The organism is Lelliottia sp. AC1 (assembly GCF_023278595.1).
Lineage (GTDB): Bacteria > Pseudomonadota > Gammaproteobacteria > Enterobacterales > Enterobacteriaceae > Enterobacter > Enterobacter nimipressuralis.
On record NZ_CP025699.1, the window covers coordinates 4,129,836 to 4,141,418 of the forward strand.

The window sequence follows — 11,583 nt, forward strand, 5'->3', positions numbered from 1 at the left end:
ATGATCTATATTTCTGCCGTGGGCATGGTGAATGCGCTGGGTAATTCGGCCAACGAGATCGCCGAAAACCTGGCGCGTGGCGTCGCACCGGGCATGCACAGCCGCGCAGGCTGGCTCCAGGGCGGTGAGGAGATCGTGCTCGGCGGCGTCGAGGGCGAACTGCCGCCGATTCCGGACCACGCCGCCGCTCACCGCACGCGCAACAATCAGCTGCTGCTGGCCGCGCTGGCGCAGATACAGCCCGCCGTTGACGAGGCGATTGCCCGTTTCGGCCACGACCGCGTGGCCGTGGTACTCGGCACCAGCACCTCGGGGCTGGATGAGGGCGATGAGCACGTGCGTCTGTCCCTGAACGGCGAAGCAAGCACGCGCTGGCAGTATCCGCAGCAGGAGCTGGGCGATCCGTCGCGCTTTCTCGCCAACTGGCTGAAGCTCGAAGGCCCGGCGTTTACGCTCTCTACTGCCTGTTCCTCAAGCGCGCGCGCAATCATCAGCGGCCGCCGTCTGATTGACGCCGGGCTGGCGGATATCGCCATCGTTGGTGGTGCGGATACGCTGAGCCGGATGCCGGTCAATGGATTCCACAGCCTCGAATCCCTCTCCACCACGTTGTGCGAGCCGTTTGGCCGCGACCGTCGCGGGATCACCATCGGCGAAGGCGCGGCGCTGATGATTCTGACCCGCGAACCGCAGCCCGTCGCGCTGCTGGGTACCGGCGAATCAAGCGATGCCTACCACATTTCCGCGCCACATCCGCAGGGCGAAGGGGCGATTCGCGCCATCACCCAGGCGCTTAACGAAGCGGGCCTGAAGCCGGATGAGATTGGCTATATCAACCTCCACGGCACGGCGACGCCGCTGAACGACCAGATTGAGTCGCAGGTGGTACATGACCTCTTCGGCGAGGCGGTTCCGTGCAGTTCAACCAAACATTTGACTGGCCACACGCTGGGCGCGGCGGGCATCACGGAAGCCGCGCTCAGCTGGCTGCTCCTGACCCGCGATCTGCCGCTGCCAGCGCAGGATTTTGCCCGCTATGCACCCGATCCGAGCCTGCCGTCCTGCGGCGTGCTGCATCATCCCGTCGCGCTGGAAAAACCGGTGATTTTGTCTAACTCGTTCGCGTTTGGCGGCAACAACGCCAGCATTTTGCTGGGGAGAGTGTCATGAGTTATTTATCGCCCGTGGAGTATTTGCCCCACGATGCACCGATGCTGCTGCTGGAAACGGTGGAAAACGTCACGGAAGAGAGCGCCGCGTGTGGCGTGCGTGTCAGCCCTCAGAGCGTGCTGGAACCGTTTCTCACTGCCGATGGGGATCTACCCGGCTGGTATGCCCTTGAGCTGATGGCGCAGACCGTCGGCGTCTGGTCCGGCTGGCATCGCCACCAGCAGGGGCAAAGCAGTATCGCGCTGGGTATGGTGCTGGGCGCGCGTGAACTGGTGTGCGCCGAAGGGCGCTTCCCGGCGGGTTCCGCGCTGACAATCAGCGTGAAGCTGCTGATGCAGGACGAACGTTTTGGCAGCTTCGAATGCACCATTGCCGCAGACGGCACCACGCTGGCAACAGGCCGCGTCAATACCTTCCAGCCGAGCGCGGAAGAGTTAACTTCGCTTTTTAATCAGGAATCATCCACATGAATCGTTCCGTTCTGGTCACCGGAGCCAGCAAAGGCATCGGACGCGCTATCGCCCGACAACTCGCCGCTGACGGGTTTATCGTGGGCGTGCATTATCACCGCGACGCCGAGGGCGCGCAGCAGACGCTGGAGTCTATCCAGCAGGCAGGCGGCCAGGGCCGTTTGCTCTCTTTTGACGTCGGCAATCGCGAGCAGTGCCGCGAGGTGCTGGAGCAGGAGATCGAGACCCACGGCGCGTGGTATGGCGTGGTCAGTAACGCCGGTATCACCCGCGACGGCGCGTTCCCGGCCCTCAGCGAGGATGACTGGGACAGCGTGATCCACACCAATCTCGACAGTTTTTACAACGTCATACACCCGTGCATCATGCCGATGATTGGCCTGCGCATAGGCGGGCGGATTATCACGCTCTCCTCCGTATCAGGCGTGATGGGCAACCGTGGACAGGTGAACTACAGCGCGGCAAAAGCCGGAATCATCGGCGCCACCAAAGCGCTGGCGATTGAGCTGGCGAAGCGCAAAATCACCGTCAACTGTATTGCACCGGGGTTGATTGACACCGGAATGATCGAAATGGAAGAGGCCGCCCTGAAAGAGGCGATGTCCATCATCCCAATGAAACGTATGGGGCAGGCTGACGAAGTGGCTGGCCTGGCCAGTTACCTGATGTCAGATATTGCGGGCTATGTGACCCGCCAGGTCATTTCCATTAACGGAGGAATGCTATGACACGTCGCGTGGTCATTACAGGCATGGGCGGCGTCACCGCCTTTGGAGAGGACTGGCAGTCGGTTTCGGCGGGACTTCTTGCCGGTGAAAATGCGGTGCGCAAAATGCCCGAATGGCAGGTCTATGACGGGCTGCACACTCTGCTTGGCGCACCGATTGATAATTTCACCCTGCCGGAGCATTACACCCGCAAACGCATCCGCGCGATGGGGCGTGTGTCACTGTTGTCGACGCGCGCCACCGAAAAAGCGCTGGAGCAGGCCGGGCTGATTGGCGAAGCGGTACTGACTAACGGCGAAACCGGGATCGCCTACGGCTCGTCCACCGGCAGTACCGGCCCGGTAAGCGAATTCGCCACCATGCTGACGGAAAAGCATACCAACAACATCACCGGTACCACCTATGTGCAGATGATGCCGCACACCACGGCGGTCAACACCGGTCTGTTCTTCGGCCTGCGCGGGCGCGTGATCCCGACCTCCAGCGCCTGCACTTCCGGCAGCCAGGCGATTGGCTACGCGTGGGAAGCCATTCGCCACGGTTATCAGACGGTGATGGTCGCGGGCGGCGCGGAAGAGCTTTGCCCGTCAGAAGCGGCGGTGTTTGATACCCTGTTTGCCACCAGCCAGCGCAACGATGCGCCGAAAACCACCCCGTCACCGTTCGATAAACAGCGCGACGGTCTGGTGATTGGCGAAGGCGCAGGCACGCTGATTCTGGAAGAGCTGGAGCACGCCAAAGCGCGCGGCGCGACTATCTACGGAGAGATCGTCGGCTTCGCCACCAACTGCGACGCCGCCCACATCACCCAGCCGCAGCGTGAAACCATGCAAATTTGCATGGAAAAGTCGCTGAAAATGGCGGGACTGAGCGCGATGGATATGGGTTACATCTCCGCCCACGGTACGGCGACGGATCGCGGTGATATGGCTGAAAGCCTGGCGACGGCAGCGATCTATGGCGATAACGTGCCGATTTCGTCGTTAAAGAGCTATTTCGGTCATACGCTCGGCGCCTGCGGCGCGCTGGAGGCGTGGATGAGCCTGCAAATGATGCGCGAAGGCTGGTTCGCCCCGACCCTCAATTTAAGACAACCGGATGAGCAATGCGGTGCTTTAGATTATATTATGGGGGAAGCCCGCCGGATTGATTGTGAATATCTGCAAAGCAATAACTTCGCATTTGGCGGCATCAATACTTCGATCATCATCAAACGCTGGGCGTGACTATGTACCAGTTTGTACTGGGAAAAATTTCCACTCTTAACGCTGATCCCTATGCATCAGCGCTGGCAGACAGGGCGCCCGAAGGTGCCCGACGCGCCCGCTGGTTAGCGGGCCGGACGCTGCTCACCCGCGCGTTATCGCCCGCCCCGTTGCCGGAAATCGTCTTTGGCGAACAGGGAAAACCGGCGTTTGTGGGCGATCGTCCCCTGTGGTTTAACCTGAGCCACAGCGGCGATGATATTGCCCTGCTGCTGAGCGATGAAGGCGAAGTGGGGTGCGATATCGAAGTCATTCGCCCGCGCGATAACTGGCAGGCGCTGGCCAACGCCGTGTTCAGCGTGGCCGAACATCATGAGCTGGAGCGCGAAACGCCCGAGGAAAAACTGCAGGCATTCTGGCGCATCTGGACGCGCAAAGAAGCGATCGTTAAACAACGCGGCGGCAGTGCCTGGCAGATCGTCAGCATCGACAGCGCGGCAAAGCAGCCGCACTCCGTGAGCCAGCTTCAGTTTGGGTCCCTGAGTCTGGCGGTCTGTACACCAACGCCTTTTACGCTGACACCTGAATCTATTTCGCCTTTTGCACCACTGGCCGAAAAATGACCAACACCCCTGCGATAATCAGCCCAACCCCCGCCAGCCCGGTCCAGGAGAACGAGTCATTCCAGCCGGGTAGCGCTATAGCGGCAATCCACACCAGAATGTAGCTCAGGCTGAGCAGCGCATAGGCCTTGCTCAGCGCCATGCGGTGCAGCGCCAGATACCAACAGCCCATCGACGCGACATAACCGCTTAAGCCCAGCAGCAACATGCCGCTGCCGGGGGCATAGTGCTGCAATGCCCTAAGCAATGCGATCGGCTCAGCGACCGGCGGCAAAGCCATCATCGCCGAGCGCAACAGGAGTTGCGCCCCGCTCACCAGCACGACGCTGCACAGCGCCCAGAATGCCCCCTTCACAGGCTACCTCCCAGCAGCACAATGCCGGCCATGATCAGCCCCACGCCCAGCCAGTGATGGAACGCGATCTTTTCGCGCCAGAACGCTTTCGCTGCCAGCGTCACCCAGACAAAATTCAGGCTCAGCATTGGGTAGGCAATCCCTACCGGCAAACGCTGGAGCACCATCAGCCACAGCACCATGCCGACGCCCAGCGCCAGCAGCGCCAGGCCGAGCCAGAAGACGATATGCCTCCCTCGCCCGCCGTCTTTTGCCGGGCGCGTGGCCTGTTTCTGGCAGAGTTGGCCCGCGCAGCTCAGCAGGCTTGCCAGTCCCAGCCAGATCCAGACCGTCATTGCGGGAGATACTGCAGGTAAGCCAGACGTCCCTGAATATAGAGACTGTCCGGTTTCGGCAGATCGGCGCGCGCGAGGTCATCGTTTTTCGACAGCAGAATCACCAGCGAAATTTTCCCCTGCGCGCGATGTTCCGCCAGCCAGCGACGGAAATCATCTTTGCCCACGTAGCGTCCTTGCACGTCAGGATAATCCAGGCCGTATTTCAGCTCGCCACTCTGACCAAACATGATGATATCGCTGCGTTTCAGGTCCCACGCCAGCCCGGAGGCAATGCCGACGTTGTTCGCCAGCACAAAGCGACTCTCCGTTAACGGTTGTCGCACGGTCTCCACCAGCGACTGCGGCTGCTTGGAATCCACCACCCGATTCGGCACCACAAACCCGAGCAACAGTCCCAGCCCCAGCGGACAGAGCGCCGCCAGCCACCAGCGCTGCTGCGCCCGGCGTAACGTCCACAAGCCGACCAGCGCCCAGACCAGAAATGCCACTACCGCGCAGAAGACTTTGTACAGCTCGACGGAAGTCCAGACCGGATGTCTGGTCGGTCCCCACGGCGAGACGATCAGCGCCGCGACGACGCCCAGCACGCCAAACGCCAGATTGATGATCGCGTTGACGCGCAGGACCTTGACCCCGTTTCCGACAAGCGACCAGGCATAGCGCGCCATCAGCATCGCCAGTGGCGCGAAGCACGGCAGAATGTAGGTCGGCAGTTTGCCTTTCGCGATACTGAAAAACAGCAGCGGCATCACCACCCAGCCTAACAAGTAGAACCCACCGCGCGCCTCTTTCACATCACGCCAGCCGAGGCGCAATGCGCCGGGCAACAGCGCCAGCCACGGTAAACTCCCGGCCATCAGGAACGGCAGGTAGTACCAGAACGGCGCTTTATGTTGGGCGTCGCTGCTGGCGAAACGCTGGACATGCTCGACCCAGAAGAAGTAGCGCCAGAAATCCGGCTCGCGATGGGCAATCGCCAGCGCCCACGGCAGGACGATCGCTACGCAGCTCAGGACCGCCAGCCAACCGTACAACAGCACCTCTTTCCAGCGTTTCTGCACGATGACCCACGGCAGCACGGCGACAACCGGCACCGCCAGCGCCAGAAAACCTTTGGTCATCACCCCCATGCCGCAGGCCAGCCCCAGCAGCAGGTAACCGCCGATTTTTCCTGCGCGGGTATTCGCCTGCGCCGCCATCCAGAAGCTGCACATCGCGGCGACCAGCCAAAGGGTGATCATCGGGTCCAGCACCGCGTACGAGCCTACGCCGTAGACCAGCAGCAGAGTCAGGAAAATCACGCCCGAGGTCAGCGCCACGCGTTTATCACGCCAGATCCGCCAGGCCAGCCAGATAACCAGAAGCGCGGTCAGCCCCGTAGAGAAGATCGCCCCGGCGCGCACGGCAAAGTTCGAGTCGCCAAACAGCATCTGACCGAGACTGTTGATCCAGTACCCGGCAATCGGTTTTTCAAAATAACGCAGCCCAAGGAAATGCGGCACCACCCAGTTTCCAGTGGCCAGCATTTCACGGCTGATCTCTGCATAGCGCGTCTCATCCGGCTGCCAGAGCAGACGAATATCGACGGGCAGAAGATAGTAAAGCGCAAACAGAACGAAAAGAGCGACACTAAAACGCGCAGATTTCATGGCGCTGGGCTCACGGTTTGTTGATAACCAAGCCAGCCTTCGCGGCCAGCCAATTCATCACGGACGATTTTCCCGACGGGCAAGGTGCTGAGATCGTCGGGTAACATCTCGCTTAACGGGCAAAACTGAATGCCTTCCTGGGCGGCCAATTGCAGCAGCGCGGCGAAATCCTGCTGATACGCAATCCCTTCCACTTCGGCGTGAATGGTATAGACCGGCGTGCCGGTATCGCGATGAATGCAGTCGAGAATATAGCGGTTAAAATTCTCCGCCGTGACTTCCCGCCCGACCACTTCATCCCAGGTCGGAAGCGTCACCGGGATTTGCACGGTGCCGAGCCGGGTCTCGCCGAGCTGCGGTACAAACGGCCCACAGCCCCGGCAGTCGCTGTTATAGCGAAATGAAAACGGCTCTTTGGCTCGCACCACACGCTGATCTGCGCGCCAGCCCGCCACCGCAGAGCAGTGAACCGGCTGGCCGAGGATCGCTTCGAGTTCCATCAGACCACGCTCCACTTCGCGGGTCAGACGGGGAATTTTCCACACGCCACTCCAGGCCTGCCAGGCGTGATGATCCCAGGCGTGTAACCCCACCTCATGGCTCAGGGCAGCGGCGCGGATCACCTCTTCGTTACCCGCACCAATGCGCTTGCCAGGCCAGGCGGTGCCCGCCAGCAGAATATCCCAGCCGTAGAGGGAGGCCGCGCGTGAACGCAGCATTTTCATCAGAAAGGTCGGTTTAAACAGGCGCCACAGATGACGCCCCATGTTGTCAGGCCCGACGCTGAAGAAAAAGCTGGCGCGCACCTGGTGCTCGCTCAGCAGTTCCAGCAGTCGTGGCACACCGTCGCGGGTGCCACGAAAGGTATCGACATCAATGCGTAAACCGACTTTTTTCATGATGCCTGTTCCGACAGCTCCACGGTGCGCAGGAAGAAATCGAGGGTTTCGTCGATGGTCTGAACCATATCCACCGTCGGCGTCCAGTTCAGGCAGCGCTTCGCATTGCGGATGCTCGGCTTGCGGTGCTCAACGTCCTGATACCCTTTGCCATAATAGCTGCTGCTTTCCACTTCGCTGAAACCAGCGAACGGCGGGAAGCGGTCGCGCAGCGGGTGGCGTTCGAAGCTTGCAAGCAGCATTTCGGCCAGTTCGCGGATGCTCGCTTCGTTCTCCGGGTTGCCGATATTGATAATTTCCCCATCGCAGAGTCCGTCTTTGTTCTCGATGATGCGGAACAGCGCTTCGATGCCATCGCTGATATCGGTGAAGCAACGTTTCTGTTTGCCGCCTTCGATCAGCTTAATCGGCGAACCTTCCACCAGATTGAGGATCAGCTGGGTGATGGCGCGCGAGCTGCCAATGCGCGCCGCATTCAGGTTATCGAGGCGCGGCCCCATCCAGTTAAACGGACGGAACAGGGTGAAGCGCAGATTCTCTTTTTCGCCATAGGCCCAGATCACACGGTCCAGCAGCTGTTTTGAGACGGAGTAAATCCAGCGCTGTTTGTTGATCGGCCCCACCACCAGGTTCGAGGTGTCTTCGTCGAACACGCTATCGGTGCACATGCCGTACACTTCCGAGGTGGACGGGAAGATGATGCGCTTGTTGTACTTCACGCAGTCGCGGATGATCTTCAGGTTCTCTTCAAAATCGAGTTCAAAGACACGCAGCGGATTACGGGTATATTCGATTGGCGTAGCGATGGCCACCAGCGGCAGCACCACGTCGCATTTCTTGATGTGGTATTCGATCCACTCGGAGTGAATGCTGATATCCCCTTCCACGAAATGGAAGCGCGGGCAGTCGAGGAAACGGCTGATCGCATCCGAGCCAATATCGAGACCATAGATTTCGTAGTTGTCGTCTTTCAGCAGACGTTCGGTCAGATGGTTACCGATAAAACCGTTCACGCCGAGGATCAGCACGCGGGTACGACGCTTCACGGCAACATACGGCGCGCTGGTCACCAGTGCGCCATTCACCAGCCCTAAGGACTGCGCCAGCTGCGTGCCCGGCATATATACGCCGTTTTCCGTCTGGCCGGTGACAATCTCCAGCGCCTGTTCACCGCAGGCGATAATCAGCGGGGAAGCCGAAATGACCGTCCCCGGCCTGGCTGCCGGAATGTCCGCGCGCACGCGGGATTTCCAGACGATAAATTTACTCGCCCCCACATAAGCCACGGCACCCGGCCACGGGTCAGTCACCGCGCGCACCAGATTGTGCAGCTGTGCTGCCGGTCTGGTCCAGTCGAGACGCCCGTCTTCCGGGGTACGACGGCCATAACAGGTGGCTTCACTGTGATTCTGTTCGGTCTCTTTGAGAATGCCCTGACGCAGCGCAGGCAGTGCATCATTCAACAGCGTCTGTGCCGCCCTACAGAGTTTATGATGCAGGGTCAGCGCCGTGTCATCCGCTTCAATGCTCACGCGCTGCTGGGCGGCAATCGCCCCGGCATCCGCGCGCTTCACCATGCGGTGCAGCGTCACGCCCGTTTCCGTTTCGCCGTTCACCAGCACCCAGTTCAGCGGCGCACGACCGCGATATTTTGGCAGCAGGGAACCGTGCAGATTGTATGCCCCGACGGTCGCGGCGCTGAGGATCTCATCGCACAGCAGGTTGCGGTAGTAGAAAGAGAAAATCACATCAGGCGCGAGCTTCTGAATACGGTCCACCCACAGCGGATGGTTTACGTCATCGGGGGCATACACCGGGATTTCGCGTTCGGCGGCGATACGTGCCACAGAGCTAAAGAAGTGGTTCTCGCCTGCGGTATCCGGGTGAGTGAAAATCGCGGCGATGTCATAACCCGCTTCCAGAAGGGCTAATGTCCCCGTACATCCCATATCGTGATAGGCAAAAACAACGGCTTTCATGGGTGATTTCCTTCCTGAGAGGAGGTGTGTTCCTGACGAACAACACGTTGAATAAAGTAGCGCGGACGTGCGCGCACATCGTTATAGATTCGGCCGATGTACTCACCGAGTAACCCCATGCCGACAAACTGCGCGCCGATAAACATGAACAGTACGGCGAAGAGCATAAAGACCCCTTCCGCGGCCCACTGCGGCCCATAGGCCAGACGCAGCACAACCAGCAGAACGGAGAGCGCAAAGCCCATCAGCGCAATGATGCTGCCGAAGACGCTGAGCAGACGCAGCGGCGTGGTGGTCAGGCAGGTGATCAGGTCGTACATCAGATTGATCAGGCGCATAAAGCTGTATTTGGATTCCCCGTGCTCGCGCTCGGCGTGCAGCACCGGGATCTCCGTGGCTTTGCGCGCAAAGGTATTGGCGAGAATCGGAATGAACGTACTGCGCTCGTGGCAGTGCAGCATTGCATCGACAATGTGGCGACGGTAGGCGCGAAGCATGCAGCCGTAATCACCCATCGCCTTGCCCGTAGTGCGCTGGATCAGGCGGTTAATGGTGCGTGAGGCCAGCTTGCGGAATACGCTGTCCTGGCGATTCTGGCGCACAGTCCCGACCACGTCATAACCTTCGTCAGCGGTCGCCACCAGACGCGGGATCTCCTCCGGTGGGTTCTGCAGATCGGCGTCGAGGGTGATGATCAGATCGCCCGTCACGTGGCTGAAACCGGCCATGATCGCCGAATGTTGCCCGTAGTTGCGGTTCAGTAGCACCGCGACGATAGGGCTGCCGTCAGCCTGCGCGGCGTCGGTGAGCATCATCGCGGAGTCGTCACTGCTGCCGTCATCGACCAGCAGGATTTCATACTCCTTGCCCAGGGTGTCGCAGGCGGCTGTGGTCCGGCGAATCAGCTCCGGCAGACTCTCCTGCTCGTTATAAACCGGGATCACCACCGAGACTTTTTTTACAGGCGGTGTGCTAAACATGTCCATGTCCTGCAAGCTGATGGAGCGCGGCAATGACGCGGGTTGTGTCGTCATGAGTCATATCCGGGAAAAGAGGGAGTGAACAGATACGCGCGCTGTTCCATTCAGTGTTCGGTAAGGACACATCCGGGAAGCGCTCGCGGTAGTATTTTTGCGTGTGGGCGGCGCGAAAATGGAGGCCAGTGCCGATGCCCTGAGCTTTCAGGGCTTCCATCAGCGCGTCGCGGGTAATGCCGCATTGGGCTTCGTCCACGCGAATGATGAACAGATGCCAGGCGTGCAGATGCGGCCAGGCGGGTACGCTCAGAGGCATGAACGGCGTGTCGACAAGTTCCAGCAAATAGCGGCTGGCGATTTCCGCGCGACGGTGGTTGGCATTGCCCAGTTTACCGAGCTGCACCAGGGCCAGCGCGGCGTTGATATCCGCGAGGTTGTATTTAAACCCCGGAGAGATCACTTCCGCCTGCGGCGCGCGGCCAAGCGTCTGACGGTCGAATGCATCGACGCCAAGACCGTGAAATTTGAGGCTGCGAATGCGCTGCGCCAGCTGTTCGTCATCCGTCACCACTAACCCGCCTTCTGCGCAGGTCATATTTTTGATGGCGTGGAAGGAGAAGATCGCCGTCCCCTGCCAGCCGACGTGATGGCCTTTGTAGTAAGTTCCGGCGGCGTGGGCGGCATCTTCGATAACTGGAATCCCGTAGCGTTCGCCAAGGGTATGGATAGCGTCGATGTCCGCCGGGGCGCCGGCATAATGCACCGGGATAATGGCTTTGGTGCGCGGCGTGATGGCCGCTTCGATCGCATCCGGCGTGACCATCAGATTATCGCGATCGACGTCGATCATCACGGGCGTGGCGCCCAACAGCACGATCATATTCAGCGTCGACACCCAGGTCATGGACGGGGTGATCACTTCATCGCCGGGACCAATACCCAGCGCCATCAGCGTGACGTGCATTCCGCCCGTGGCTGAGCTAACGGCAATCGCGTGACGGTTTCCTGTCAGGGTGCAAAATACCTCTTCCAGCGCCTGGTTTTTTGGCCCTGTGGTGATCCAGCCTGACGCCAGAACATCCTGCAGGGCTGCTATTTCTTCCGCACCCATCGACGGGCGTGAAAAAGGCAGAAAATCACTCATTATTAATTTCCTTGCGGTATAAAAGGCATCATCAACTGACTGTCTT

12 protein-coding genes are annotated in these 11,583 nt (G+C 60.0%); 5 read left to right on the forward strand and 7 right to left on the reverse strand.

What is annotated here, in order from left to right; translation table 11 throughout:
- From C0560_RS19695 to acpT, 5 genes are read left to right on the forward strand one after another with little or no spacing between them, the layout of a single operon-like run.
- Nucleotides 1-1,170, forward strand: coding sequence for a beta-ketoacyl-[acyl-carrier-protein] synthase family protein (locus C0560_RS19695; RefSeq protein ID WP_123429817.1), 1,170 nt, complete (start codon nt 1-3; stop codon nt 1,168-1,170).
- Complete coding sequence (locus C0560_RS19700; protein ID WP_248859287.1) at nt 1,167-1,640, forward strand: 3-hydroxy-fatty acyl-ACP dehydratase; 474 nt, start codon at nt 1,167-1,169, stop codon at nt 1,638-1,640. Before C0560_RS19695 ends, C0560_RS19700 begins: the two co-directional genes overlap by 4 nt.
- Nucleotides 1,637-2,368: a 3-ketoacyl-ACP reductase FabG2 gene (locus C0560_RS19705; protein ID WP_248859288.1), complete on the forward strand. Its 732-nt coding sequence runs from the start codon at nt 1,637-1,639 to the stop codon at nt 2,366-2,368. Before C0560_RS19700 ends, C0560_RS19705 begins: the two co-directional genes overlap by 4 nt.
- Nucleotides 2,365-3,594: a beta-ketoacyl-ACP synthase gene (locus C0560_RS19710; RefSeq protein WP_248859289.1), complete on the forward strand. Its 1,230-nt coding sequence runs from the start codon at nt 2,365-2,367 to the stop codon at nt 3,592-3,594. Before C0560_RS19705 ends, C0560_RS19710 begins: the two co-directional genes overlap by 4 nt.
- A gap of 2 nt (nt 3,595-3,596) precedes the next feature.
- Nucleotides 3,597-4,196, forward strand: coding sequence for a 4'-phosphopantetheinyl transferase AcpT (gene acpT / locus C0560_RS19715; RefSeq protein ID WP_100778524.1), 600 nt, complete (start codon nt 3,597-3,599; stop codon nt 4,194-4,196).
- Here the strand turns inward: acpT and arnF are convergent.
- The 7 genes from arnF to arnB are packed head-to-tail and all read right to left on the reverse strand — an operon-like array spanning nt 4,162 to nt 11,537.
- Complete coding sequence (gene arnF / locus C0560_RS19720; RefSeq protein ID WP_248859290.1) at nt 4,162-4,551, reverse strand: 4-amino-4-deoxy-L-arabinose-phosphoundecaprenol flippase subunit ArnF; 390 nt, start codon at nt 4,549-4,551, stop codon at nt 4,162-4,164. The two genes, acpT and arnF, sit on opposite strands and share 35 nt — an antisense overlap.
- Entirely contained in the window at nt 4,548-4,886 is a 339-nt protein-coding gene (gene arnE, locus C0560_RS19725; RefSeq protein ID WP_107702675.1) for a 4-amino-4-deoxy-L-arabinose-phosphoundecaprenol flippase subunit ArnE, read from the reverse strand. Before arnE ends, arnF begins: the two co-directional genes overlap by 4 nt.
- Complete coding sequence (gene arnT, locus C0560_RS19730; RefSeq protein ID WP_129034752.1) at nt 4,883-6,538, reverse strand: lipid IV(A) 4-amino-4-deoxy-L-arabinosyltransferase; 1,656 nt, start codon at nt 6,536-6,538, stop codon at nt 4,883-4,885. Before arnT ends, arnE begins: the two co-directional genes overlap by 4 nt.
- A complete protein-coding gene (arnD, locus tag C0560_RS19735; protein WP_248859292.1) occupies nt 6,535-7,437 on the reverse strand; it encodes a 4-deoxy-4-formamido-L-arabinose-phosphoundecaprenol deformylase in 903 nt (300 codons plus the stop codon). Before arnD ends, arnT begins: the two co-directional genes overlap by 4 nt.
- A complete protein-coding gene (gene arnA, locus C0560_RS19740; RefSeq protein WP_107702672.1) occupies nt 7,434-9,416 on the reverse strand; it encodes a bifunctional UDP-4-amino-4-deoxy-L-arabinose formyltransferase/UDP-glucuronic acid oxidase ArnA in 1,983 nt (660 codons plus the stop codon). The genes arnD and arnA overlap by 4 nt, the downstream gene beginning before the upstream one ends.
- Nucleotides 9,413-10,396, reverse strand: a complete 984-nt coding sequence (arnC, locus tag C0560_RS19745) for an undecaprenyl-phosphate 4-deoxy-4-formamido-L-arabinose transferase (RefSeq protein ID WP_100778518.1) — start codon at nt 10,394-10,396, stop codon at nt 9,413-9,415. The genes arnA and arnC overlap by 4 nt, the downstream gene beginning before the upstream one ends.
- Complete coding sequence (arnB, locus tag C0560_RS19750; protein WP_248859293.1) at nt 10,389-11,537, reverse strand: UDP-4-amino-4-deoxy-L-arabinose aminotransferase; 1,149 nt, start codon at nt 11,535-11,537, stop codon at nt 10,389-10,391. Before arnB ends, arnC begins: the two co-directional genes overlap by 8 nt.
- Between the last annotated feature and the right edge of the window lie 46 nt (nt 11,538-11,583).

Coding starts and splice junctions, on each gene's coding strand:
- C0560_RS19695 (WP_123429817.1), top strand. CDS start 1: ATGATCTATATTTCTGCCGTGGGCATGGTGAATGCGCTGGGTAATTCG.
- C0560_RS19700 (WP_248859287.1), top strand. CDS start 1,167: ATGAGTTATTTATCGCCCGTGGAGTATTTGCCCCACGATGCACCGATG.
- C0560_RS19705 (WP_248859288.1), top strand. CDS start 1,637: ATGAATCGTTCCGTTCTGGTCACCGGAGCCAGCAAAGGCATCGGACGC.
- C0560_RS19710 (WP_248859289.1), top strand. CDS start 2,365: ATGACACGTCGCGTGGTCATTACAGGCATGGGCGGCGTCACCGCCTTT.
- acpT (WP_100778524.1), top strand. CDS start 3,597: ATGTACCAGTTTGTACTGGGAAAAATTTCCACTCTTAACGCTGATCCC.
- arnE (WP_107702675.1), bottom strand. CDS start 4,886: ATGACGGTCTGGATCTGGCTGGGACTGGCAAGCCTGCTGAGCTGCGCG.
- arnT (WP_129034752.1), bottom strand. CDS start 6,538: ATGAAATCTGCGCGTTTTAGTGTCGCTCTTTTCGTTCTGTTTGCGCTT.
- arnD (WP_248859292.1), bottom strand. CDS start 7,437: ATGAAAAAAGTCGGTTTACGCATTGATGTCGATACCTTTCGTGGCACC.
- arnA (WP_107702672.1), bottom strand. CDS start 9,416: ATGAAAGCCGTTGTTTTTGCCTATCACGATATGGGATGTACGGGGACA.
- arnC (WP_100778518.1), bottom strand. CDS start 10,396: ATGTTTAGCACACCGCCTGTAAAAAAAGTCTCGGTGGTGATCCCGGTT.
- arnB (WP_248859293.1), bottom strand. CDS start 11,537: ATGAGTGATTTTCTGCCTTTTTCACGCCCGTCGATGGGTGCGGAAGAA.